Source organism: Rhizobium sp. Root708, assembly GCF_001429725.1.
In the GTDB taxonomy this organism is placed as follows: Bacteria; Pseudomonadota; Alphaproteobacteria; order Rhizobiales; family Rhizobiaceae; genus Rhizobium.
Genome location: NZ_LMHV01000012.1, coordinates 354723 through 379506, shown reverse-complemented (window position 1 = coordinate 379506; position 24784 = coordinate 354723). Strand labels below are relative to the sequence as shown.

Genomic DNA, 24784 nt, shown 5'->3' with positions numbered 1-24784 from the left:
CGCCCGCTACAGCCGTTAACGATTGCGGAAGACCGTGCAGGGAACGCCGGCGGCGCGAATGGCACCGCAGAGCTTTGTCGCATCGCCCCTCGTTTCCTGGCCGATCCTTGCCGCATAACGCGGCCGGTATCCGAAGTTTCCGCCTCGCTGACGGACGATAAGCGCGCGCTCGGCGTTCAATGGCGCCGGCAGCTTTGAAAGAGAGACGAGAAACAGCCGGTCGGCGACGGCGGGATTGTAGTGCGCCGCGAGCTGGACGCCCCAGGGCGCCCAATCGGCCGAACCTGCAAGCACGGGATCGTTCATCTGCCTTGTCTCGGCAAGCGTTATGCAGGCATCGCGAAACGGCTTTCCGTCCTGCAGTGCCGGCGCGGCGCTTTCGGGAGGATTGTCCCGCCACGCTTCGACGATATGGCCGGTGATCGCAAAGACATAATCCCGGGTTTCGATCGACAGACGGCCGGAGGAAAGGAAACGAGACAGGCCGGCTTCACCGGCATTGTAGGCTGCGGCTGCGAGCCCGAGATTGCCGAAACGGAGCCTCAGCTCATCCAGATATCGCGATGACGCATCCAGCGCCTTGACCACATCAAAACTGTTTTCCAGCGACCGGCGCCGCGCGGTGGCCGGCATGAATTGCGCGATGCCCTCCGCCCCCTTGGGGCTTACAGCTTCCGGTCGGAAGAGACTCTCACGCCATATGAGCCGCGCGAAAAAGGCCGGTGGCAGGTTGCGGCTGGCCGCGAAGTGATCGATGACCTCGCAGAGATCGGTATTGAAGTGATCCTTGCGGATGCAAAGCGGCCTGCCATCGTCGGCATTGCCGGTATAAAGGCACGCGGCATCGACGTCGCGAGGCTCCGCCAAGGCGATCTCGGGCTGGTGCATCACGCACGCTATCGAAATCAGCGCGACGGCCAACCGGGTCACGCGGCATGTCATCATTGGCAGACCTCAATCGGCATCAAGACTGCGCGGCAGGTGCCGGATGATCACTCAAGGCCGGTGCCCGACCGAAATTTTGGCAGCAAAAACGACGCCGTCAATCATCGAGGGAAATTTTCCGCGGCGGACCCGGAAGCGCGCAGAGACGACGGTGCGGTATTCTCAACGGACGGCGCTCCCTATACTCATGGCGAACCCAAGCGAAAGCCTGACGCAACCCGATGAACCAGAGCCTCACCTATATCGCCATCGTCGTGCGCGACTACGATGAAGCCATCGACTTCTATGTTCAGACGCTCGGATTCGTCCTCGTCGAGGATCGCTATCAGCCGGAGCAGGACAAGCGCTGGGTCGTCGTGAAGCCACCCGGCGACGGAAGTGCCTCCCTGTTGCTTGCGCGCGCCTCGACGCCGCACCAGCAAGAATACATCGGCGATCAGGCGGGTGGACGGGTTTTCCTTTTCCTGCGGACCGACGACTTCTGGCGGGACTATCGCAGCTTGACGGGAAAGGGAGTGGAGTTCGTACGCGAGCCGAAGGATGCCGACTACGGCATCGTGGCGGTATTTAGGGATCTCTACGGAAATCTCTGGGATCTCGTCGAGTTTACCGACGGTCGGGACTGAGGCGTCCAGCCTGGGGACCACGCATAGCCGCGGCCCCGGCCGCGCGCGCGAAGGCGGCCTACGCCGCCTCCTTCTCCTTCGCATAGGGATTGAACCTGGTGTAGAAGGTCTCGCCCTTGGCAGCCATGTCCTTCAGCAGTGCTGTCGGCTCGAAGTGGGTGCCGTAGGTTACCGCAAGCTTATCGCAGAGTTCCACGAAGGTCTTCACACCCATGCCGTCGATGTAGGAGAGGGCGCCGCCGGTGTAGGGGGCGAAGCCGAATCCGAGGATGGAGCCGACGTCGGCCTCGCGCGGGTCGGTGACGATGCCTTCCTCGATGGTGCGCGCCGCCTCAAGCGCGATGGTGACGAGGAAGCGCTGCTTCAGCACCTCGACATCGACCTCACCCGCCTTCTTCTGCGGGTAAAAGGTCTTCAGTTCAGGCCAGAGCGATTTCTTCGCCGGTTTCGCCGGATAGTCGTAGAAGCCCTTGCCGTTCTTGCGGCCGCGGCGGTCGAGCTCATCGACCATCCTGTTGATCAGCGCCATATGTTCGGGATTGACGGCGGCCTCACCGAGATCGGCGACGGTCGCCTTGAGGATCTTCTGGCTGAGATCGATCGCCACCTCGTCGTTCAGGGATAGCGGTCCAACCGGCATGCCCGCCATCTTCGCGGCATTCTCGATCATCGCGGGCGGCACGCCTTCGATCAGCATATCGTAGGCTTCGTGGATGTAGCGGAAGACGCAGCGGTTGACGAAGAAGCCGCGGGTGTCGTTGACGACGATGGGCGTCTTCCTGATCGCGGCGACGTAATCGAGCGCAACGGCAAGCGCCTTGTCGCCGGTCTGCTTGCCGAGAATGACCTCCGTCAGCATCATCTTTTCGACCGGCGAGAAGAAGTGCACGCCGATGAAATCAACCGGTCGCTTGGAGCTTTTGGCAAGGCCCGTGATCGGCAGCGTCGAGGTGTTGGAGGCGAAGATGGCGCCCTCGGGCAACACGGCCTCAACCGCCTCGATCACGGCCTTCTTGACCTCGCGGTCTTCGAACACCGCTTCGATGACGAGATCGGCATCCTTGAGGTCGGCATAGTCGGCAGAGGGGGTGATACGCGACAGCAGCGCCGCGCCCTCATCCTGCGTAAGACGACCCTTACCGACTGAGTCTTTCACCAGTCCCTCGCCGACGCCCTTGCCCTTGGTCGCCGCTTCGATGTCGCGGTCAATGAGGGTCACTGGGATGCCGGCAGCGGCGGTCACGTAGGCGATCGAGGCTCCCATGAAACCGGCGCCGACGACACCCACTTTCTTCAACACCGTTTTCGGGATCCCGGCGGGGCGGCGGGCCCCTTTGCCGAGCTCCTGCATGGAAATGAAGAGCGAACGGATCATCGAGAAGGCTTCGCTGGTCTGCAGGATCTCGGTGAAGTAGCGCTGCTCGATCCTGAGGCCGGTGTCGAACGGCACTTGCAGGCCTTCATAGACGCATTTGAGGATGGCGAGTGCAGCCGGGTAGTTGCCTGAGGTTTCGCGGCGCAGGATCGCCGGTGCGGCCGGCCAGAGCTGCGCTGCCGCCGGCGTCCAGATGCCGCCGCCGGGCACCTTGAAGCCCTTTTCGTCCCAGGGAGCGACCGGCTTCAGCCCGTCCTTGATCATCTGCCTGGCTGCCGCGATCAGCTGGTCCGGTTCGACCACCTGATGCAGGAGGTTCATCGCCTTGGCGCGCGCTGCCGTCAGCGACTGGCCCGTCGTCATCATCTGCAGGGCCGACTGGGCGTCCGCCAGGCGCGAGACGCGCTGCGTGCCGCCGGCACCCGGGAAGATGCCGACCTTGACCTCGGGAAGCGCGATCTTCACCGACTTGGCGTTGGAGGCGACGCGGCCGTGGCAGGCAAGCGACATTTCGAAGGCGCCGCCCATGCAGGTTCCGTTGATCGCCGAGACCCACGGCTTGCCCGAGGTTTCGATCTTGCGGAACAGGCCGGTCATGCGGCCGACGAGATCGAACAGCTTCTGCGCCGCGCCATCGGGGTTGGCAGCCTTTTCATGCTGGTAGAGCGCGAACATCGACTTGATCATCGAGAGGTCGGCGCCGCCGGAAAAGCTCGACTTGCCTGAGGTGATGACCGCGCCCTTGACGGTGCTATCGGCAACGACGGCATCGACGATGGCATTCAACTCGTCCATCACCTCTTCGGTGAAGACGTTCATGGATTTGCCGGGCATGTCCCAGGTGACAAGGGCGATGCCGTCCGCGTCTGTTTCGACGGTGAAATTGGTGTAGGTGGTCATTCTGGGATTCCTCTTCCCTCAAATTCGTTTTCGTCAGTAGACGGCGACCAGGACTGCGAAGCCGATCAAAACCACAGCAAGAAATACCAGCAGCGCACGGTTTACCGAGTTGAGCTCGCGTACTTGCGCGCCATCATCCACCTTCGAGAAGGCGGCGGCGTAATCCGCTGCCATATCCTTCTCCAGATTATGCTGCGCGAACTGCTGTTCGATCCCGTTCTTTTGCTGCTGGTAGACCTCGCGTTCCATCCCGGTCTTCCCTAGACGCGTTCGATTACCGTTGCCGTGCCCATACCGGCGCCGATGCAGAGCGTGACGAGCGCAGTGTTGAGGTCGCGCCGCTCCAGTTCGTCGAGCACCGTGCCGAGAATCATCGCGCCGGTGGCGCCGAGCGGGTGGCCCATGGCGATGGCGCCGCCGTTGACGTTGATCTGGTCGTGCGGGATCTCGAAGGCCTGCATGTAGCGCAGCACGACGGCGGCAAAGGCCTCGTTGAGTTCAAAGAGATCGATGTCGGCAAGCGTCATGCCCGTGCGCTTCAGCAGTTTCTCGGTGACGTCGACCGGGCCGGTCAGCATCAGCGCCGGGTCGGAGCCGATATTGGCGAAGGCCTTGATGCGACCGCGGGGCTTGACGCCCATGCTCTCGCCGCCAGCCTTGGAGCCCAGCAGCACGGCGGCCGCGCCATCGACGATGCCCGAGGAATTGCCGGCGTGGTGAACATAGTTGAGGCGCTCGATCTCCGGATGGGCCTGGATGGCGACGGCTTCGAAGCCACCCATCTCGCCCGGCATCTGGAAAGAGGGGTTGAGCGCCGCCAGCGCCTGCATGTCGGTGCCCGCGCGCATGTGCTCGTCATGGGCCAGGATCGTTAGGCCGTTCTGGTCCTTCACCGGAATGACGGAGTTCTTGAAGTAGCCCTTCTCCCAGGCACTCGCCGCGCGCTTCTGGCTCTCGACGGCATAGGCGTCGACGTCATCGCGGGAGAAGCCGTACTTGGTGGCGATCAAGTCGGCCGACACGCCCTGCGGCATGAAATAGGCCGGGAAGTTCACCGACGGATCCATGAACCAGGCGCCGCCGGACATGCCGAGACCGACGCGCGACATGCTCTCCACGCCACCGGCGATGACGATGTCATCGGCGCCCTGGGCGATCTTCGCCGCGCCGAAATTCACCGCGTCGAGACCGGAGGCGCAGAAGCGGGAAATCTGCATGCCGGGCGCCTTGGTGGAGTAGCCTGCCTCGAATGCGGCCCCGCGCGGGATCACGGCGCCGGCTTCCATGACAGGATCGACGCAGCCCATGATGATGTCGTCGACGGTTGCCGTATCAAGCCCGTTGCGGTCGCGGATCGCCTCCAGCGTTTTGGCGGCAAGCCGCACCGACGGTACTTCGTGCAGCGAGCCGTCCTTCTTGCCGCGGCCGCGTGGCGTACGCACGTGGTCGTAAATGAAAACCTCGGTCATTCCTCTATCTCCCTGTCGGCGCGGGCGCCGTTGAACTCAAAAGGCCTCGGCGGCCAAGGTCATCATCGTTTCGGCACCGGTTTCGATCCGGGCCTTGCGCAGCGCCGTTTCCGGCATGATCCGCTCCATGAAGAAGCGCGCGGTGATCAGTTTGTTGCGAAGGAAGGCCTCGCGCTCCGTCTCTCCGGCGGCAATGCCGTCCTCGGCGGCCTTCGCCATCTTTGCCCACATGTAGCCGAGCACGACGAGACCGAAGAGGTGCATGTAGTCGGTCGAGCCGGCGCCGGCATTGTCGGGCTTGGCCATCGCATGCTGCATGAACCACATGGTTGCCGCCTGCACGTCGTTCAACCCCTTCTTCAGGTTCTTGGTGAAGAAGGCCATCTGTTCGTCGTTGCGGTTTTCCTCGCAGAAATCGCCGATTTCCTTGAACAGCGCCATGACGGCGCGGCCGCCGTTCTGGCCGAGCTTGCGGCCGACCAGATCGAGCGCCTGGATGCCGTTGGCACCCTCGTAGATCATGGCGATGCGCGCATCGCGCACATATTGGCTCATGCCGTGCTCTTCGATGTAACCGTGGCCACCGAAGACCTGCTGGGCCATGACGGCGTGGTCGAAGCCCTTGTCGGTCAGGACGCCCTTGAGGATAGGGGTGACGAGGCCGAGGATATCGTCGGCCGTCTGGCGCTCCTTCTCGTCCGCCGAGCGGTGGGCGATGTCGGATTTCAGCGCCGTCCAGAGCAGGAAGGCGCGGCCGGCCTCGTTGAAGGCGCGGATCGTCATCAGCGTGCGGCGGATATCCGGATGCACGATGATCGGATCCGCCTTCTTTTCCGGCGCCTTCGGGCCGGACAGAGAACGGCCCTGGATGCGCTCGCGGGCATAGTTGACGGCGTTCTGGTAAGCGATTTCGGAGATTGCCAGTCCCTGCAGGCCGACGCTGAGACGCGCCTCGTTCATCATCACGAACATGGCGCTGAGGCCCTTGTTCTCGGCGCCAATGAGGAAGCCGGCCGCATCGTCATAGTTCATGACGCAGGTGGCGTTGCCGTGAATACCCATCTTGTGCTCGACCGCGCCGCAGGAGACCTGGTTGCGCGCTCCAACCGCGCCATCAGCCGTGACCATAAACTTCGGGACGATGAAGAGCGAAATGCCCCGGGTACCCTCGGGTGCGCCCTCGATGCGGGCCAACACCAGATGGACGATATTGTCCGTCATGTCGTGCTCGCCTGCGGAAATGAAGATCTTCTGGCCTGATAGTTTGTAGCTGCCGTCTGCCTGCGGCACCGCCTTGGTACGCAGCAGGCCGAGATCAGTGCCGCAATGCGGCTCGGTGAGGTTCATCGTGCCGGACCATTCGCCGGAGACCATTTTCGGCAGATAGGTCTGCTTCTGCTCGTCCGAGCCATGCACGAGGATCGCCGCGATCGCGCCCTGGGTCAGTCCCGGATACATCATCAGCGACATGTTGGCGGCGGAGGTATATTCGCCGACGGCGGCATGCAGCGCATAGGGAAGGCCCTGACCGCCGAATTCCTCGGGAACGGCAAGGCCGGTCCAGCCGCCCTGGCAGTAGGCATCATATGCCTGCTTGAAGCCCTTCGGCACCGAGACCGAGCCATCCTCGCGGCGCGTGCAGCCTTCCTGGTCGCCGGAATAGTTGAGTGGAAAGAGCGCTTCCTCGGCGACCTTCGCAGCCTCGCCCAAAATCGCCTCGATCATGTCTGGCGTCGCGTCGGCAAACCCCGGGAGATTGTTGTAGCGTTCCAGGCCGAGCACGTCGTTCAGCACGAAGAGCGTGTCGTTAACCGGGGCCTTGTAGACTGGCATCGTTCGAATTCCTCCAATTCGGCACGCCGGATGACACCGGCATTCGAGAGACTCTTACAAAATATTGACGTTTGCGTAAACGTCAAATATCGGGCGCGTCCGAATTTGCAGAAATGACCCGCCGCGCTGTCGGATCGAGCCTGGCCACACCGTCCTTGGGCTGTTCGGACATTTCGCCGAAGAGAAACGAGGAGGAGAAGCCATGCTTAAGGTCACGTCGAATCTGTGGTTCGATAAAGATGTAAAGCAAGCCGTCGATTTCTATGTGGCAACAATTCCGAATTCGTCGATGGGACGCACAACCGTGCTTCCCGTCGAAACGCCGAGCGGCCCTCCGGGCAGCGTCATCATCGTCGAGTTCAAGCTGGGGCAGCAGGATTTCGTGGCGATGCAGGCCGGCCCACTCGATGCCTTCAACCACGCTTTCTCGATCTCGGTGGAATGTGAAACGCAGGAAGAGATCGACCGGATATGGAACGCCTTCCTGCAGAACGGCGGCGCGGAAGAGCAGTGCGGCTGGCTCCGGGATCGATGGGGTCTCTGCTGGCAGATCGTGCCGAGGGCCCTGTCCGAGATGATCGCCAGTCCGGATCCGGAGCGCGCAAAGCGCGTCACGGAGGTCATGCTCGGCATGGTGAAGCTCGACATCGCGAAGCTAACGCAGGCCTACGGCTGACGAAACTGAACTCTCGCGGCGGTAGCTGCCGCTGCGAGATTTATTGTTGAAACGGCATACTATGAGGGCGCTATCTTTACGGGATGGCTATGTATAGAAGTAAGCGCCCACCGAAATCGCGGACGCCTAATGACTTCCACAGCCGCCTTCTACCGTTCCAGTCTGATCATGCTTGCCATTGGAGTGCTTATTCTCCTCGGCATTGTCGGTTCGTCCATCTGGCTCGTACGCGCCAACAACAATTACTCCGAAGAGACGGCCTCGCTGCGCCGCGTTCGCAGCTCGATCGTCGGACTCCTGACGACCGTACAGGACGCCGAAACAGGCCAGCGCGGATTTCTGCTGTCGAGCGATCCGGGCTATCTCGCGCCTTACGACAAAGCGCTGAAGGACCTGCCTGAACGCAGGAAGGCTCTCGTCGACAACCTTTCGCCGTTGCCGAACTACGCCCCGCAGCTCGATGCACTGAACACCGCCGTCGAAGGCAAGCTTCATGAGCTGTCGACGACCGTTGCGCTTGCAAAGGAAGGCAAGGTCGCCGAAGCGATCGCGATCGTTCGCGACGACGCGGGCCGCGAATACATGGATGCGGTCCGTTCGATCCTCGGCAGCTTCCTCGAGCAGAGCGACGACCATTTGCGCGTGCTCGTGCAGGCACAGCTTTCCGCTGCAGGCAATCTGCAATGGGTGACGGTCGGCGGCGCAATCGCGATCCTCATCGTGCTCGGCGGTGCGATCCTGATCATCGTGCAGCACGTGCGCGACCTGCAGACCGCGACCGATGAGGTCGAGTTCCTCAATGTCGGCCTGGAGACGCGCGTGCGTGAACGGACGGAAGAGGTCATCCGCGCCAATCAGGAAATTCAGCGCTTCGCCTACATCGTCACGCACGACCTGCGCGCGCCGCTCGTCAACATCATGGGTTTTCTCAGCGAACTCGACACGGCGATGAAGTCGGTTTCGACTTATATTCTCTCCGACAACAAGACACCCACCGAAGAGGAAATCCGGGAAGCGCGGCTGGCGGTTGAAGAGGATCTGCCGGAAGCGCTCGGCTTCATCCGTTCTTCGACACGGAAGATGGATTCACTGATCAACGCCATCCTGAAGATCTCCCGTGACGGGCGCCGGAAGCTGCAGCCGGACCGGATTGATCTCAAATCACTGCTGGAAACCGCCGCCGCCAACGTTCATCACCAGTTGTCGGAATCAGGCGGCACCGTGGACATTCGCGTCCGCACGGGCCCTGTCGTCACCGATCGTTTCTCGCTTGAACAGATTTTCGGCAATCTTTTGGACAATGCTGTGAAGTACCAGGTGCACGGCAGGCCCCTTGTACTCGAGGTCGATGCCCGCCCCGATGGGCCGGGTCGCGTTCGGATCGACTTCAAGGACAACGGTCGCGGCATCGGGCCTCAGGACCACGAACGCGTGTTCGAGCTGTTTCGCAGGGCCGGAGAGCAGGATCAGCGCGGCGAAGGCATAGGCCTTGCCCATGTGCGCTCGTTAATACGAAATTTGGGCGGAGACATTACGGTCGAGTCCGAACTCGGTCAGGGCAGCACGTTCATTCTGACGCTGCCGTCCGACCTCACGAAAATTGTCCGGAGTATGGAACCATGAAAACCACGGGTCAGGAAGTCACGATCGTCATGATCGAGGATGACGAGGGGCATGCCCGTCTCATCGAAAAGAATGTGCGCCGCGCCGGGGTGAACAATGAGATCGTACCCTTCACGCTCGGCAAAAGCGCTCTCGACTATATTCTCGGCCCGAACCGCGATGGCGTCGTCAGCAAGGACCGGTATCTCCTCGTGCTGCTCGACCTCAATCTGCCCGACATGTCGGGAATTGATATTCTCGAGCAGATCAAGAGCAACGAGCATACGCGCCGCCTGCCTGTCGTCGTGCTGACGACGACGGACGACGAGCGGGAGATCCAGAAATGCTATGATCTCGGCGCCAACGTCTACATCACCAAGCCGGTTGATTACGACGGCTTCTCCAACGCCATCCGTAACCTCGGCCTTTTCTTCTCCGTTATCCAGGTCCCCTAGAGAGTAGCCAACATCTGTGCGCATCCTTTACGTCGACGATGATCCAGCCCTCGCCCGCCTTGCCGCGCGGGTTCTTGCGCGCAATGATTTCGAAGTCATTCATGCCCCCTCGATCGAAACCGGCCTCGAGCTGTTTGCGGCGGAGGAATTCGAAGCCGTCGTTCTCGACCACTACTTCGAGAACCAGACCGGCCTGAACTTCCTCGAAGCGATTGCCGAAAGGGGCAAGATGACGCCGGTGCTCTACGTCACCGGATCGAGCGATGCGGATGTGGCGATCCGGGCGCTGAAGGGTGGCGCGGCAGACTACGTGGTCAAGACCGCGACCGACGACTTCTTTCCGCTTCTGATCAGCGCCATAGAACAGGCGCTGGAAAATGCGCGGCTCCGCCGGGAAAAGGAAGAAGCCGATCGCCAGCTCATTCTCGCCAAGGAGCGGGCGGAGCTTCTGCTGGCCGAGATGAACCATCGCATCGCCAACAGCCTGTCGCTCGTTTCGGCCATGATCCGAATGCAGATGCAGATTGCCGGTAGCGAGGAGACGAAGACGGCGCTCAACGAGACGCAGAACCGCATCACCGCGATCGCCGGCGTGCACCGCAGCCTTTACACCTCGGAGAATGTCGGCGAGGTGCAGCTGGACGTCTATCTCGGCCCGCTGCTCGCAGAACTGCAGAGCACGAATGCCGCTGCCCGGGGGACAACGCTGTCGACCGATCTGTGTCGGCTCTCCACCACCGCCGACAAGGCCGTGGCCCTTGGTGTCATCCTGATCGAACTGGTCACCAACGCGATGAAATACGCCTACCCGGGCGGCAGCGGCGAGGTCCGGATCAAGCTCCAGACCCAGAACGGAAGGGCCACGCTGTCGGTGGAAGACGACGGCATCGGCTATGACAGCGCAAAGGGGCCGAAGGGCACCGGGCTCGGCACACGGCTGATCAACGCCATGTCGATCACGCTCGGCGCGACCATCACCTATGGCCATGACGACAAGCCTGCGGGCACATACGTCGCCGTCAACTGGCAGCAATAGTCAAAATACCGTTGCACGAAGACAGCATTATCCAAACCATCGCGGAACTTCAGCGCGACAAAGACAAACGATTTATATCTATTTTTCAATACGATACGAAAATCATCACTGAATGATCGATCTCCGGATTTGCATCGTGCGCAATCCACGCTAGATTTTGCTGGCTAACCGACGAAAAAGCTTAGGAGGAGCGATTTCATGAGACGGACGTGGCCTGAAGAGTTCAACTCCATTCTCGACGGTGCGGAAGAGGTGACCATCGACCTGCCTGCGGTGGTTCACGATGACGGCTCGCGGAGCGAGGCTGTCAGCCGCAAGGCGCTCAAGGTGCGCATCGCGACCGAGGACTACGAACGCATCTGGCCCCTCGCGGAAATGCGTTACCGGCTCGGCGGCAAGCATCTGGGCGAAGCGATCACGCTGATCACGACAAATCCGCACTATCATCGCTGGCATCCGGCCGATGGCGGCGGCGAGGAGCGCGTCTCCGACAGCGGACGTCAATACACGACGAAGTACGTCGTCCTTCATTTCCTGCTCGACGACGTCCGCGAAACCGCGGCTGCATAACAGCCGCCCCCTCAGGCGGCGTCCAGAGCCTGCGTAAGATCGGCAACGAGATCATCGGGATGCTCGATGCCGATCGACAGCCGGATGGTCGATTCCAGAACGCCGATCCGCTGACGGACTTCAGCCGGTACACCCGAATGCGTCATGGTGGCAGGGTGGCTTGCCAGCGATTCCGTGCCGCCGAGGCTGACGGCCAGCTTGAAGATCTGCAAGGCGTTGAGGAAGCGGAAGGAGGCCGGCTGGCCACCCGCGATGTCGAACGAGAAGGTCGATCCGGCACCCGTGCATTGTGCGGCGAACGTCCGGCCAAGCGGCGAATCCGGCTCGTGATATGGCAGGTAATGGATCTTCGCGACCTTGGGATGATCGCGCAGGAAATCGGCCACCGTCAGGGCATTGCTGTTTGCCCGCTCCATGCGAATCTGCAGCGTTTCCAGCGAGCGTCCCAGCATCCAGCATGAATGCGGATCGAGCTGCGTTCCAATGGCGCCGCGCAGAGCCTTCACCTGCTTCATCACAGCCTTGGGACCGAGTGCCGCCCCGGCGATCAAGTCGGAATGGCCGCCGACATATTTCGTCAATGAATAGAGCGAGATATCGGCGCCGTGTTCGATCGGGCGCTGGAAGACCGGGCCGAGCAGCGTGTTGTCACAGGCGATGATCGGCCGGTGGCGCTGACGTTCCGCAATCACATCGGCAACGCGGCCGATCAGGGCGACGTCGACGAGGCTGTTGGTCGGATTGGCCGGCGTCTCGATCAGGATGACAGAAACGCGACCCTTGGCCATGGCCTCCTCGGCGGCTGCCAGTACCGAGGTTTCGCTGACGCCATCGGCGAAGCCGACCGCGGCGACGCCAAGGTTCAGAAACGTCTTGGCCAACAGCGTCTCGGTGCCACCATAGAGAGGCTGCGAATGCAGCACGGCGTCTCCAGGGCGAACGAAGGCGAGCAGGGTCGTGGCGATTGCCGACATACCGGACGAAAACAGCGCGCAGCTTTCCGTGCGCTCATAGACCGCCAGCCGATCCTCGACGATCTCGCTGTTCGGATGATTGAAGCGGGAGTAGACGAGGCCCGCGCCCGTGCCTGCTGGCGGCTCGCGCCGACCGGAAACATAGTCGAAGAAATCGCGGCCATCTTCGGCGGATTTGAATACGAAGGTCGAGGTCAGGAAGACCGGCGGCTTCACCGCGCCCTCCGAAAGCTCGGGATCGTAGCCATAGTTCAGCATCTGCGTTTCCGGGTGCAGAGCATGGTTGCCGATATGCGTCTTGGAGGGATGCGGGGCGGTCATGGTGATCTCCTGCGTCGATGGCGTGTTACCGGACAAATTATATCAAAGTCTTCGACCTATCCTTGCTATTTCACGCGCGCGCCTCCTTCATGAAGCAATCCAATGCGGAGATAGCGGATATATGGCGCAGAAAATTGCTGATGACATGGACCGGAAGATTCTGAAGGAACTGACACGCGATGCGAGGCTGCCCAACAACGAGCTTGCGGAACGTGTCGGCCTATCGGCCTCTGCCTGCCTTCGGCGTCTGCGCCGCCTCGAGGAAGCTGAGATCATTCAAGGCTACACCACTCTCGTCGACCCCGCCATCGAAGGCTGGACAATGACGGCCCTCGCGTCGGTGCGCCTCAGCCGTCAGCACGAAGACGAAATCCGCATGTTCGAGAATGCTGTTCTGGAGTGGGATGAAGTGCTCGAATGCCATCTCGTCACCGGCACGCGCGACTATGTCCTGAAGGTCATGAGCGCGGGGCTCGATCAGTACGAGCGCTTCATCAAGGAGAAGATCGCCAAGCTGAAATGCGTCGACACGATCGAGACGAGCTTCGTGATGAACACGATAAAGGCACGCCGCGTCTAGGCGCGCTGGGCCTCGCCAGTGTGCGAAAATCGCGCTCGAAGCCACAATCGTTAAAAAAATCTCACGCCGGTTAACGGGTTATTTACCACGTTTCGTGAAAGGTGCCGTTTGAGCATTGGCGACCTGCATTCGTTCTTTCAAGTCTCGCGTTTCTTGAATGCCGCTAAGCCGTACAGGTTGAGGAAAGCCTAATTGATTACTTCCTCATGAATGGTGCTCTGGTTCGCATTTCGGTGCGGCCGCTGACGGAAAAGCCAATGATCGGCCCTGACGAGGGTTCGAACAGTCGAAGCGAGCAAGAAGATGAACGGATCGCGAACACAAACCACACGGCATTCCGACAGGGCGTCGCTTGATGCGCTGAACCGCACCATCGAGGGGCTCGAGGCCCGTATCGAGGGCTTGATCGGCAATAGCGTTCGCGAGCAGGCACCACGGCCGGCAGCGCCCGCCCGCGAAGCACCGGCCTACGCGCCGCGTGCACCTTACGCGGCGGCCGAGCCACGGCCCGACCCGATCGCAGAGATTCGCCAGCGCCAGCGCATGCTCGAAGCAAGCCGCGAACGGCCAGTAGCGCGCGAGCCGCTGCCCTATTCCAACCGCGAACCGCAGACCTATACCCGCGAACCGGCACGCAGCTACGCGCCTGCACCCGAGCGTGCCGCTGCTCCTTCTCCGCGCCCGGCAATGCCACAGAGCGCTATACCGACCCCTGGCAAGCCAAGCGCCGAAGACACCATGACCGAGATCGCGCAGGCGCTGGTCAGTCTGCGCCAAGACCTGAAGCGTGACATTTCCGAAGGCGTGACCCGCGAAATGAACGCGCTGCGCGGCGAACTCAGGGAAATCAAGGCAAGCGCCACCGACCGGCATTTCGCCGATGACATCCGCGCCGACATGGGCCGGCTTGCCGAGAGCATCGACCAGCTGACGAACCGTTCGAACGCACCCGATGCGCAGAACCTGCGCGGCGAGTTCGAAGAACTGCGTTCTCTAATGGATGGCCTTGCACGCGAAGATTCGATCCGTCACATCGAGGACCGCTGGGATGGCTTCGAGACACACCTGCAATCCGTCGATACGGCGGGCCTGCAGGAAGAGCTCGTGGCCGTGGCCTATCGTCTTGACGATATCAAGCGCAACATCAGCGGCATGGGCGAGAGCCCGGCTGTCCGCGCGCTCGAGGACAAGCTGATCTCCATCGCCACGGCCATGGAACAGTTTGCAACCATGATCCAGCCGTACGACCGCTCGATGTCGGACCAGTTTGCCTCGGTCGACAGCCGGCTGGACGAGATCAGCCGTGCGATCGCGGCCTCGGGCCGGACAGCTGCCAGCGGAGATCCGGCGATGATGCATCGCCTGGAAGGCCGACTGGCTGGCCTTGCCGAACAGATCGAGCTGATGGGACACAGCGTTGCCAGCCGTTCGGCGCCGACCGACAATCTGGCCGACCGGCTCGAAGCGCTGACCGCGCGTGTCGAAGAACTTGCCAATGCGGAGTCCACCTCGCGCCTCGACGAGCGCCTCGAGCACCTCTCCTATCTTCTCGAACAGAGCCAGCGGGTATCGCCCCTGCCGGAACTGACGGGCGCGCTGTCGGACATTTCCCGCAAGATCGACGCGCTCGAGCATGGCTCCGTCAACGACGTGCTGGCACAGCGGCTCGACTACCTCGCGCGCCGCATCGACGAGATGGAATTCCAGCCGCTTCAACCGGTGCAGCCGGCAATCGATGAAAGCGCGTTCCACCGTATCGAGGACCGTCTCAGCGATATCGCTGCACGCCTCAACGAGAGCACCGCGGCTCCGGCAACGGACACGACGGCGCTGCGCAATCTGGAAGACCAGATCGCCAATCTCTCGGCCCTGATGAGCGAACCCCGGCCAGCAGAAATCCCTGCCGACCTCGACCGCCGCATGGGCGCCATCGAAGACTACATGGCGACAAGCGACGAATATATCGTCGAGGCCGCTCGCCAGGCTGCGGAAGCTGTTGTCGAGGCCTATGCCCGCAACGGCGGAATTCAGCACGGAGCTCCGGCCGACATCTCCGCCCTCAACGCGCTCGCGGCCGATCTTCGCAATCTCGAGGATCTCAGCCGCAACGGCGAGGAACGGACACATCGGACCTTCCAGGCGCTGCACGAGACGCTGGTACAGATCGCTGACCGGCTCGACGACATGGAAAGCCGAACGACACGCCCAGCAGCGCGCATGCCGGCCGCGGATGTCGACTTCCACGTTGATCCCTATTCGCTGGTGCCAGCTGATGCCGACGAACCGGAAAGGCCCGCGGTCTTCGGAACCCGCACCGCTCCTGTCGCACAAGACGCCGAGTCTTTCCGCGAGCCCGTAACCCCTGTTATCGCAACTGGCGAAACGAGCGCGATCGCGATCGAAGCCGCGACCAAGCCTGCAGCAACCGCTCTTCCAGGCAAAGGTAGCCTGCTTGTCAGCCTCGGAAAACGCCTGCTGCCCGCCAAGAAAGCGAAGACCGGCGAACGCGCGGTCATCGACCCTACGCCATCGATCGACCCCGTTGACGTCATGCCGCCGGAAGCCGCGAACGAGCCGCTCGAGCCAGGTTCCGGCGCACCCGATGTGAAGAAGATCCTGGAGCGCGTACGGGCCAGCCAGCAAGCCACCCGCAGCAATGCGAAACCGGCAAGCGAAACCGAGCGCGCCGATTACATCGCCGCCGCCCGCCGTGCCGCGCAAGCCGCCGCCATGGAAGTCGACGCTGGTGCGAAGTCCGGATCGAAAGGCGAGAAGAAGGGCAAGAGCAAGGATGCAACCGCAAAAGGCGGTGCATTTTCCCGCTTCCGTCGGCCTATCCTTCTGGCCGTCGGCGCAATTCTCCTGGCGATCATGGCATTTCCGCTTGCGCGCACCCTGACGACCGGCACGCCTGCTCCATCGGCCGAGGTCGCGACGATCGCCGAGCCGCCGGCAGCCTTGCCGCTACCGACCGACAGCGAAACGGCGCCTGATCAGAACCAGGCCGCTGCTCCCGCCGCACCGGCAGCACAGAAGAACGGCGCTCAGGCGCAGGCACCCGCGGCAACGCCCGAGATTGCCTCGGAACATCTGACCGCCGCCGCGCCCTTGAACGGCGAAGCCGCAACCACGCTTGCCCCCTCGGGAACGCCGCAGGACGCATCCGCCTTCGTCTCGAAGGACACCGCGCCGACTGCCGCCGCCATGGCCCCGGCACCGGCAACAGAGACCATCGCCATTCCCGACACCATCCAGCCGAAGTCGCTGGTGGACGCGGCCAAGGGCGGCGACGCGCTGGCTCTCTTCGAGATTGGCGCACGCTACAGCGACGGTCGCGCCGGCATCACTGCGGATCCGAAGGAAGCGATAAGCTGGTACCAGCTCTCGGCCGACAAGGGCTTCGCACCGGCCGAATACCGCATGGGCAGCATTTACGAGAAGGGTACCGGTGTCGAGCGCGACATCAACAAGGCTAGGCAGTATTATGAGCAGGCAGCCGATCAGGGCAATGCCAGCGCCATGCACAACCTCGCCGTTCTCTACGCCTCCGGCGCTCTCGGCCAGCAGGACTACGCCAAGGCCGCCAACTGGTTCATCAAGGCCGCCAACCTCGGCATCACCGACAGCCAGTTCAACCTCGCCATTCTCTGCGCCCGCGGCAACGGGGTCGCGCAGGACCTGACGGAATCCTACAAGTGGTTCGCGATCGCGGCCAAGGGCGGTGACAAGGACGCGTCGCAGAAGCGCGACGAAGTGGCCAACGCCCTGAAGCCCGACCAGCTGGAGAAGGCGCGCGCCAAGGCCGATCTCTGGAAAGCCGAACCACTGAACACGAAGACCAACGCTGTCGATGTTCCGGACGAATGGAACGGCACGGCGACGAAGACTTCGACCGTCGACATGAAGCGGGCAATCCGCAACATCCAGGCGATCCTGAACAACAACGGCTTCGATGCCGGCAATCCGGACGGCGAGCTCGGCGCAAAGACGGTTGCAGCAATCAAGAGCTTCCAGAAGTCCATCGGCCAGGAGCCGAGCGGCAAGATCAACGACGACACGGTCAAGGCCCTTCTGGAACGCAACAAGGCACCGGCGACCAAGGCCTGAGACAACTCGCGTACCGAACGCCCGCTGGTGCAACCCGGCGGGCGTTTTCACGTCTTCTGACCTGAAGCGGTGCTTTTTCGGCAACGTTGCCGCCGCAATCTTGTCGATGGCATCGATGCCCCTACTTGATCCCCGCCGGAGCGATCCTCTATGCGTGGGTAGCGCCCGGGGAGGCGCTTCGCGTTAGGCAAGGGATTATCGCATGATGGAAATTTTCACGTCCGCCGGTCTGCTGGCGCTTCTACAGGTCATTTTGATCGACCTCGTTCTCGCCGGCGACAATGCAGTCGTGATCGGGCTTGCTGCAGCCGGACTTGCGCCGGAGCAGAGGCGTAAGGCCATCCTCGTCGGCATTCTCGCCGCAACCGTACTGCGTATCGCCCTTGCCAGCGTGACCGTGCAACTGCTCGACATCATCGGCCTGCTGCTCGCCGGCGGCATTCTGCTGCTGTGGGTCTGCTGGAAGATGTGGCGTGAGCTGCGGGCCGGCGGCAACCACGATGCGGATGTCGGCGACGCGAGCCAGGCACCGCGCAAAACCTTCGTGCAGGCGGCCACACAGATCGTCATCGCCGACGTCTCGATGTCGCTCGACAACGTGCTTGCCGTTGCCGGTGCCGCGCGCGAGCATCCGACGGTTCTCGTCATCGGCCTCATCCTGTCGATCGCCATGATGGGGGTCGCGGCGAACTTCATCGCGCGGCTGCTCAATCGCTATCACTGGGTCGCCTATGTGGGCCTGGTCATCATCCTCTACGTTGCACTCCACATGATCTATCGCGGCGCGCTCGAGGTATGGCCGCATGTGGCGCCGCTTGCGGGTGCCGCGGGCTGATCACGCGGTGGACGGACTTCAGGGCCCGTTCACGAAATCCAGGATCAGAGCCTGGATGTTTCCGCCCTGCCCCATCTCGACGCGGTCGAATTCGCGACCGCGTTCGCGTTGCTTGTCGGAGAGTTGACCCAATCGTTTCGTGAGCTCGACACGGATCTTGCGGCAATCGGGATCGTCTGGCGCCGAGAACCCGACGCTCATCGCTTCGATGTCATGGACCATCTCCGTAATGATCGTGCCGTGAACCTTCTCGTGCTTGCGCACGCCATCCAGAAAGGTATCCCAACTCGCTTTTACGGTCGGGGAAAGCGATGTCGAGGGTTTCGGCAGCGTGTAGATCAGCACCAGCTTCGGCTTTGCGGAGGCGAGGACGCAGGCGCCATCGCGCGGTTCGTATTTCCGCTGCCAGGTCAGCCTGAACGTCGTATGGGCGATGGTGCGAACCCCACCACCGACCTCGGGCCCTCGCTCCCCGATCGAGCCGTATAGTTCGGCCCCCGTCTTTCCCGAGATCGAATAGGTTCGGACCTCCTCCGATGGCTGCCATTGCGCCGATGCGGTCGCCGGACCGAATACGCATAGAAGCGCAAGGAATAGAATTCGTGCGTCCGCCTTCACGCTGCCCCCAAATCAGTTCGCGATCGCGGCAATCTAGGATCGGAACCAGTCGCATTCAACAGGCGCGCCGAGGTTCTCCAGCCTGTCGTAAAAACCTAAAAAAGCCTGATTATTCATAATTCTTCACATATGAGGGGAGCGCATGTCGCTGATCGAAAGCCTATGGCAACGATTTCGCCGTATGATGCCTCTTTCGAAGGAAATACGGGAGCGCGTCTGCCGATCGGGCAGATCAGGGATCGGGGTCGGCTGTGACAATTTATCTGCCCATCGCAGAATTGTCGGTGAACATCTTCATCATTCTCGGCATGGGCGCCGCCGTGGGCTTTTTGTCCGGTATGTTCGGCGTCGGCGGCGGCTTCCTGATCACACCATTGCTGATCTTCTACAACATTCCGCCCGTCGTCGCGGTTGCCACCGGGGCAAACCAGGTCGTCGCATCGTCCATATCGGGCGCGATAACGCATTTCCGGCGCGGCACGCTTGACGTCAAGCTGGGTGGTGTCCTGCTTGTCGGCGGTCTGACGGGCGCGACCGTCGGAATATGGATCTTCTCGCTCTTGCGGCGGCTCGGCCAACTCGACCTCTTCATCTCGTTGCTCTACGTCGTCTTCCTCGGCACCGTCGGCGCGCTGATGCTGCTCGAAAGCGTCAACGCGATGCGCCGTTCGGCAAAGAACATCCCGCCGGCTGCGCGCAAGCCCGGGCACCATCACTGGGTTCACCGCCTGCCGCTGAAGATGCGCTTCAAGAAGTCGAAGATCTTCCTCAGCGTCATCCCGATCGTGGCGCTCGGCTTCGCCATCGGTATCCTCACCTCGGTCATGGGCGTCGGCGGCGGCTTCATTATGGTGCCCGCGATGATCTATCTGCTGCGGATCCCGACCAACGTCGTTGTCGGCACGTCCCTCTTCCAGATCATTTTCGTCACCGCCTACACGACGGTCGTCCAGGCCGCGACGAACTTTTCCGTCGATATCGTGCTCGCGCTCATTCTGATGGTCGCCGGGGTGATCGGGGCACAATACGGCGTGCGCGTCGGCCAGAAGCTGCGCGGCGAGCAGTTGCGCGCCCTGCTCGGCCTTCTCGTGCTTGCCGTCGGCCTTCGTCTTGCCGTCGCCCTCGTCGTAACGCCGGCCGACATCTATTCCGTCGTGATGGGAGGCGGAAACTGATGCGTCTTCTCACCGCCGCTCTGCTGCTCTTGCTGCTGCCAGCCGTTGCCGGCGCGCAGATCTTGCTGCCCGGGCAGGCGACGCAGGCGGTGACCGCCGAAGGCCTGGAGATCGGTACGTCGACCAGCGAAATCGCCATCACCTCGGATTTCCATGGCGCGGACCTGACGATTTTCGGCGCGGTGACCAACACCGACAGCCTGCTGCTGGCGATCGGTCAGTACGACGTCGTGGTGGTCCTCGAGGGCCCGCGCGACAATGCCACCGTGCGCCGGAAAGAGCGCGTCTTCGGCATCTGGATCAACACGCGGTCGATGACCTTCGAAGCCGTTCCGCATTCCTATTCGATGTCGAGCTCGCGAATGCTCGACGACGTCACGACCCCGCTCGACCTGACAGAGCAGGGGATCGGCATCGACCACATCCCTCTCTCGCCGGTCGGCTTTGTCGGCAATGCCAGCAACCTCGGCGAATTTCGGCAGGCGTTTCGGCGGCTGCAGGAAAAAGGCGGGCTGTACGACCGCGATCCGAGCGGCGTGCGCTTCGTCAGTTCGAACCTCTTCAAGGCGAGCCTGCGCCTGCCGGCCAACATCCCGAACGGCGTCCACACTGTGCGCGCCTATCTCTTCAAGAGCGGGAAATTCGTCACCGACAAATCGGTGCCTCTGCGCGTCATCAAGACCGGGATCGAACAGATGATCACGGATGCGGCCCACGAGCGGCCGATCTCATACGGCGTTTTCGCCGTATTTCTGGCCCTGGTGACCGGCTGGAGCGCCAGTGTCATTTTCCGCAAGGACTGAGCAGCCGGCCTTCTTCGCCAGCACATCGAGATAGGCCTTGGTCAACCCGGCCAGAACCGATGGAGTCCCCGGTGGAAGCTGCTTGCCGAGATGTTTGGCCCGCAGCTCCTCCATGAAATCGTTCCAGAGCGCCTGACCGCCGTTTTCCAGCAACTCGGCGCGGATCGACAGTTCCTCGGATACGGGTAGATGCTTGCGTCCCCAGGCCCCCATCTGCGCAAGCAAGGGCACAAGGTCGATCGCCATTTCGGTGAGGCTGTAGATCGCTTTCTGCTTGTGGGTCGGGTCGTCCTCGCGGGTCAGCAGTCCCCGATCGACGAGACGCCGTAACCGATCCGCAAGGATATTGGACGCGATGCGCTCCTGCGAATTCTGCAGCAACTCGCGGAAATGACGCCGGTTGCCAAACATGATGTCGCGGATCACGATCAGGCTCCATCGGTCGCCCAATATCTCCAGCGTCAGATTTATCGGGCATCCCGATCGGTGAAGCTCTTCCATTGCATCTCCAAAACTGCTTGCATTTTGCCACCAGTCAAACTAGCTTTCAACTGCTTGCAAAACGCAATCAGTTTGGAGGAGACGGAGATGCGAAAGCTTGTGGTGTGGAATCTGATGACGCTCGACGGCTATTTCGAGGGGACGAAGCCGTGGGACATCGACTTCCACAGTTTGGCCTGGGGGCCGGAACTCGAACGTTACTCGCAACAGCTCGGCGAGGAAGGCGATCTGCTCGTCTTCGGACGAAAGACCTACGAGGGCATGGCCGCCTATTGGCAGACCGCCGAGGAAGAAGAGACAATCAAGTCCTTCATGAACAGCATCGCCAAGCTTGCCGTCTCCCGCACGATCGAGAAGGCTGACTGGAACAATTCGCGCGTCGTCCACGATCCGGTATCGGAACTCCGGAAATTGAAAGCGGAAGACGGAAAGACGATCTTCATCTTCGGCAGCGCCGAGCTTGCGGACTCGCTTCTCAAGGAAGGCCTCATCGACGAAATCCGGATTTGCCTCGTACCTGTCATCCTCGGCGGTGGTAATCCACACTTCAGGCCCGCTTCAAAGCCACGCCCGCTTCGTCTGCTCGACTCTTCGGTAACGGCAAAGGGCGCCGTCATCCTGCGCTACGAGCCGGTCGCGGACGCGGCCTGATTTCATCCGCTCGGCAGGCTCGTTTTCGGCCTGCCGGACTCTTGCCGCGGCATGAACACAGCTTCGCCTTTATCTAAAAACCGGCCATTAAGATTTACCAGTTAGTAATCTCTCAGACATGAGAGGTTTCCTGTAATGCGTATCCGTACCCTCCTGGCGCTTGTGCTACTGGGGCTCCTTGCCAGCTGCGCCACGGCTCCCCGCCAGACCCGTAACATCTGTGCCGTGTTCGAGCAGCGTGACGGCCTTTTCAGCAGCTGGCAGCGCGCCGCCGAAAAGACAGAGCGGAAATACGGCGTTCCAGTGCCGATCCTGATGGCAACCATGTATGTGGAGTCCGGCTTCCAGCCCTATGCCCGACCACCGCGCACCAAGCTCTTCGGCTTCATTCCCTGGACCCGGCAATCAACCGCCTATGGCTATTCGCAGGCGCTGAACGGCACCTGGGATCACTACCAGTCGGCGACCGGCAACTGGGCGGCACGACGGGCAAACTTCGCCGACGCGATCGATTTCATCGGCTGGTATCATTCGCAGAACAGCCAGGTGACAGGCATACAGCCGAATGACGCCTACGGCCTCTATCTGGCATATTACTCAGGTCCGAAGGGCTACATGCGCGGCGACTGGCGCTCCAATGCGCAGCTGCAAAAAACCGCACAGCGATTTGCAAGCATGGCGGCGAACTACCAGCAGCAGCTTCAGGGGTGCAACTGACGCCTCCCTGCATGCTCGACCGGCATCACGCCGGTCGAGCTCAAGCAATGTCGATCAGGCAGCCTGTGCGGTCTTGTCGATCGGGTGCTGCGTGCGGAAGCCGACGGCAAGCCGGTTCCAGATGTTGATCGTACCGATGGCGACCGTGATCTTGGTGATCTCTTCTTCCGTGAAATGCGCCTTCAGGGCTTCGAAATCGGCATCCGGTGCGCCGGTTTCGGCGATCCGGGTGACGGCGTCGACCCAGCCGAGCAGGGCACGTTCCTTGGCGTCATAGACAGGCGATTCCCGCCAGACGCACATCAGGTTGATCCACTGTTCGCTAAGGCCGTCGTGCCTGGATTCTTTCACATGCATGTCGACGCAATAGGCGCAGCCATTGATCTGCGAGGCGCGCAGCTTGATCAGGTGGATGAAGCGGCGCTCGAGGCCCGACTCTTGGACATATTGCTCCAGTGCGGCGACGGCCTTGTAAGCGTCCGGCGATGCCTTGGCGAAGTTGAAACGTGCTTGCATGATTCATTCTCCTTCTGTTTTTCAGGGGCTCAGCGAGCCGTTCTGCGTTCATTGATTTCGAGGAAGGCGCAGCCGCGGGCGGCGATGCCGCCGTCGTCATCAGCAGTGAGCTGCACCAGGATGTCGGCAATGCTGGTCTTGGCGAGTTCGGCGCGATAGACGCGCTCCGCCCTCAGCATCGCCGCGCTGATCTGGCATGGTTTGGTGAAATAGCGGCCCGGCAGCTGGTTCGGCCCGCGCTGGCGGATTTCGCTGCATCGGAACGCCGGCTCCGGCCCTTCGACCGCAAGCAGGATGTCGAGAAGGCTGATGTCCTTAGCCAGCCTTGCGAGCCGATACCCGCCTTTCGGTCCAGGCACGGTGTTGACGATGCCGGCGCCGGAGAGCGCTTGCAAATGCTTCAGGAGGTAGCTCGTCGAGACTCCATGGAACTCCGCAAGAGCAGCGGCCGAGAGAACGCCGCCGTCCGAAAGGCCGGCAAGCATCGCTACGCTGTGTATCGCCTGCTCCACCCCGTCACCGAGTTTCATCGGACCACCTCCTTCAATCGTGGATAAAATTTATCCGTGATTGTCGGCTATGTCAAGAGCGTATTTCGGGGCCGACCGATACGAACGATCCCGCACTCGCACAGGGGTTGTTAAGCGATAGGGATTCGCTAAAGTCGGCGCCGTTGGGCAAAAACAATTCCAATAAGGGAACAGCAATGAGAAAGACGATTTTCCTGGCGGCCGCTGCCTTGCTGGCAGCGACGCACCTCGCATCCGCCGAGGACACGATCCGCATCGCAACCGAGGGCGCCTATCCTCCCTTCAACTTCGTCGAGTCCGACGGCAGCCTGAAGGGGCTCGACGTCGACATGGCCAATGCGCTCTGCGAGGAAATGAAGGCCAAGTGCACAATCGTCGCGCAGGACTGGGACGGCATTATCCCCGGTCTGCTGGCCAAGAAGTACGACGCCATCGTCGCGTCGATGAGCATCACCGAAGAGCGCAAGAAGCAGATCGACTTCACCAACAAGTACTACACGACGCCGCTCGCCGTCGCCGTGCCGAAGGACAGCCCGCTGAAGGGCGTCAGCGTCGAGGACATGAAGGGCAAGGTTGTCGGCGCGCAGGCCTCGACCACGCAGGCCGACTACCTCAACGACGTCTACGCCAAGGGCGGTGCCGAGGCGAAGATGTATCCGACGCAGGACGAGGCCGTGGCCGACCTGCAGAACGGCCGCATGGACGCGCTGATCTCCGACAAGTTCGTGGTCGTCGACTGGCTGAACAAGGCCGGCAAGGATTGCTGCAAGCTGCTCGGCGACGTTCCGGGCACCGAGACGCAAGCCGGCATCGGCATCCGTCAGGGCGAGACCGAACTGAAGGAGCGCTTCAACAAGGCGATCGACGCGCTCGTCGCCAACGGGAAATATCAGGAAATCACCAAGAAGTATTTCCCCTTCAACATCTACTGATCGCCTGTCGATCCAATCGCGCGGAGGCCAGAAGCCT

At 61.7% G+C, this 24784-nt stretch carries 24 protein-coding genes; 14 read left to right on the top strand and 10 right to left on the bottom strand.

Annotated elements, in window-relative coordinates:
• Window positions 1-15: 15 nt before the first annotated feature.
• Window positions 16-945 carry a lytic transglycosylase domain-containing protein gene (locus ASE04_RS12285; RefSeq protein ID WP_056817403.1) on the bottom strand — a complete coding sequence of 310 codons (930 nt, stop codon included), beginning with the start codon at window positions 943-945 and terminating at the stop codon, window positions 16-18.
• A 221-nt stretch (window positions 946-1166) separates the two neighbouring features.
• Here ASE04_RS12285 and ASE04_RS12280 point away from each other — a divergent pair, with 221 nt between their 5' ends.
• Window positions 1167-1571 carry a VOC family protein gene (locus tag ASE04_RS12280; RefSeq protein WP_056817397.1) on the top strand — a complete coding sequence of 135 codons (405 nt, stop codon included), beginning with the start codon at window positions 1167-1169 and terminating at the stop codon, window positions 1569-1571.
• 58 nt (window positions 1572-1629) lie between these two features.
• On the opposite strand, the gene ASE04_RS12275 is transcribed toward ASE04_RS12280, so the two are convergent.
• Genes ASE04_RS12275 through ASE04_RS12260 form a run of 4 tightly spaced genes read right to left on the bottom strand, consistent with a single transcriptional unit; the run spans window position 1630 to window position 7148 of the window.
• Window positions 1630-3846, bottom strand: coding sequence for a 3-hydroxyacyl-CoA dehydrogenase NAD-binding domain-containing protein (locus ASE04_RS12275; RefSeq protein ID WP_056817392.1), 2217 nt, complete (start codon window positions 3844-3846; stop codon window positions 1630-1632).
• 33 nt (window positions 3847-3879) lie between these two features.
• Window positions 3880-4095: a hypothetical protein gene (locus ASE04_RS12270; RefSeq protein WP_056817389.1), complete on the bottom strand. Its 216-nt coding sequence runs from the start codon at window positions 4093-4095 to the stop codon at window positions 3880-3882.
• An 11-nt stretch (window positions 4096-4106) separates the two neighbouring features.
• Window positions 4107-5315 (bottom strand): acetyl-CoA C-acetyltransferase, encoded by a 1209-nt coding sequence (locus ASE04_RS12265; RefSeq protein WP_056817385.1) that lies wholly within the window; start codon window positions 5313-5315, stop codon window positions 4107-4109.
• 36 nt (window positions 5316-5351) lie between these two features.
• Window positions 5352-7148 (bottom strand): acyl-CoA dehydrogenase C-terminal domain-containing protein, encoded by a 1797-nt coding sequence (locus tag ASE04_RS12260; RefSeq protein WP_056817382.1) that lies wholly within the window; start codon window positions 7146-7148, stop codon window positions 5352-5354.
• 202 nt (window positions 7149-7350) lie between these two features.
• Between ASE04_RS12260 and ASE04_RS12255 the strand changes: the two genes are divergently transcribed.
• The 5 genes from ASE04_RS12255 (at window position 7351) to ASE04_RS12235 (ending at window position 11487) form a co-directional block, all read left to right on the top strand.
• Window positions 7351-7824 carry a VOC family protein gene (locus tag ASE04_RS12255; protein ID WP_056817379.1) on the top strand — a complete coding sequence of 158 codons (474 nt, stop codon included), beginning with the start codon at window positions 7351-7353 and terminating at the stop codon, window positions 7822-7824.
• Window positions 7825-7953: 129 nt separating this feature from the next.
• Window positions 7954-9447, top strand: coding sequence for a sensor histidine kinase (locus ASE04_RS12250; RefSeq protein ID WP_156408762.1), 1494 nt, complete (start codon window positions 7954-7956; stop codon window positions 9445-9447).
• Window positions 9444-9881: a response regulator gene (locus ASE04_RS12245; protein ID WP_056817375.1), complete on the top strand. Its 438-nt coding sequence runs from the start codon at window positions 9444-9446 to the stop codon at window positions 9879-9881. Before ASE04_RS12250 ends, ASE04_RS12245 begins: the two co-directional genes overlap by 4 nt.
• A gap of 16 nt (window positions 9882-9897) precedes the next feature.
• Window positions 9898-10917, top strand: a complete 1020-nt coding sequence (locus ASE04_RS12240; protein WP_056817371.1) for a sensor histidine kinase — start codon at window positions 9898-9900, stop codon at window positions 10915-10917.
• A gap of 198 nt (window positions 10918-11115) precedes the next feature.
• Window positions 11116-11487, top strand: coding sequence for a hypothetical protein (locus tag ASE04_RS12235; RefSeq protein ID WP_056817365.1), 372 nt, complete (start codon window positions 11116-11118; stop codon window positions 11485-11487).
• An 11-nt stretch (window positions 11488-11498) separates the two neighbouring features.
• Here ASE04_RS12235 and ASE04_RS12230 read toward each other — a convergent pair whose 3' ends face one another.
• On the bottom strand, window positions 11499-12782 hold the full coding sequence (locus ASE04_RS12230; protein ID WP_056817362.1) for a cystathionine gamma-synthase family protein: 1284 nt from the start codon (window positions 12780-12782) through the stop codon (window positions 11499-11501).
• A gap of 121 nt (window positions 12783-12903) precedes the next feature.
• Between ASE04_RS12230 and ASE04_RS12225 the strand changes: the two genes are divergently transcribed.
• From ASE04_RS12225 to ASE04_RS12215, 3 genes are all read left to right on the top strand, one after another.
• On the top strand, window positions 12904-13362 hold the full coding sequence (locus tag ASE04_RS12225) for an Lrp/AsnC family transcriptional regulator (protein ID WP_056817358.1): 459 nt from the start codon (window positions 12904-12906) through the stop codon (window positions 13360-13362).
• Between the two features lie 303 nt (window positions 13363-13665).
• Complete coding sequence (locus ASE04_RS12220; protein ID WP_056817353.1) at window positions 13666-17469, top strand: peptidoglycan-binding protein; 3804 nt, start codon at window positions 13666-13668, stop codon at window positions 17467-17469.
• Between the two features lie 205 nt (window positions 17470-17674).
• Entirely contained in the window at window positions 17675-18304 is a 630-nt protein-coding gene (locus ASE04_RS12215) for a TerC family protein (RefSeq protein WP_056817702.1), read from the top strand.
• An 18-nt stretch (window positions 18305-18322) separates the two neighbouring features.
• Here ASE04_RS12215 and ASE04_RS12210 read toward each other — a convergent pair whose 3' ends face one another.
• Window positions 18323-18922: a DUF922 domain-containing Zn-dependent protease gene (locus ASE04_RS12210; RefSeq protein ID WP_082597320.1), complete on the bottom strand. Its 600-nt coding sequence runs from the start codon at window positions 18920-18922 to the stop codon at window positions 18323-18325.
• A 251-nt stretch (window positions 18923-19173) separates the two neighbouring features.
• Between ASE04_RS12210 and ASE04_RS12205 the strand changes: the two genes are divergently transcribed.
• Both ASE04_RS12205 and ASE04_RS12200 read left to right on the top strand, forming a co-directional pair.
• On the top strand, window positions 19174-20097 hold the full coding sequence (locus ASE04_RS12205) for a sulfite exporter TauE/SafE family protein (protein ID WP_056817349.1): 924 nt from the start codon (window positions 19174-19176) through the stop codon (window positions 20095-20097).
• Entirely contained in the window at window positions 20097-20900 is an 804-nt protein-coding gene (locus ASE04_RS12200; protein ID WP_056817346.1) for a TIGR02186 family protein, read from the top strand. Before ASE04_RS12205 ends, ASE04_RS12200 begins: the two co-directional genes overlap by 1 nt.
• Here ASE04_RS12200 and ASE04_RS12195 read toward each other — a convergent pair.
• On the bottom strand, window positions 20826-21401 hold the full coding sequence (locus ASE04_RS12195) for a winged helix-turn-helix transcriptional regulator (RefSeq protein WP_056817344.1): 576 nt from the start codon (window positions 21399-21401) through the stop codon (window positions 20826-20828). The genes ASE04_RS12200 and ASE04_RS12195 overlap by 75 nt on opposite strands.
• A gap of 87 nt (window positions 21402-21488) precedes the next feature.
• On the opposite strand from ASE04_RS12195, the gene ASE04_RS12190 reads away from it, so the two are divergent.
• Both ASE04_RS12190 and ASE04_RS12185 read left to right on the top strand, forming a co-directional pair.
• Window positions 21489-22052, top strand: a complete 564-nt coding sequence (locus ASE04_RS12190) for a dihydrofolate reductase family protein (RefSeq protein ID WP_056817341.1) — start codon at window positions 21489-21491, stop codon at window positions 22050-22052.
• 135 nt (window positions 22053-22187) lie between these two features.
• Window positions 22188-22769: a transglycosylase SLT domain-containing protein gene (locus ASE04_RS12185; RefSeq protein ID WP_056817338.1), complete on the top strand. Its 582-nt coding sequence runs from the start codon at window positions 22188-22190 to the stop codon at window positions 22767-22769.
• Between the two features lie 54 nt (window positions 22770-22823).
• On the opposite strand, the gene ASE04_RS12180 is transcribed toward ASE04_RS12185, so the two are convergent.
• Together ASE04_RS12180 and ASE04_RS12175 are read right to left on the bottom strand one after the other, a co-directional pair.
• Window positions 22824-23285 (bottom strand): carboxymuconolactone decarboxylase family protein, encoded by a 462-nt coding sequence (locus ASE04_RS12180; RefSeq protein ID WP_056817336.1) that lies wholly within the window; start codon window positions 23283-23285, stop codon window positions 22824-22826.
• 29 nt (window positions 23286-23314) lie between these two features.
• Window positions 23315-23815 (bottom strand): RrF2 family transcriptional regulator, encoded by a 501-nt coding sequence (locus ASE04_RS12175; protein WP_056817333.1) that lies wholly within the window; start codon window positions 23813-23815, stop codon window positions 23315-23317.
• A gap of 176 nt (window positions 23816-23991) precedes the next feature.
• Here ASE04_RS12175 and ASE04_RS12170 point away from each other — a divergent pair, with 176 nt between their 5' ends.
• Entirely contained in the window at window positions 23992-24747 is a 756-nt protein-coding gene (locus ASE04_RS12170; RefSeq protein WP_056817331.1) for an ABC transporter substrate-binding protein, read from the top strand.
• Window positions 24748-24784: the final 37 nt, after the last annotated feature.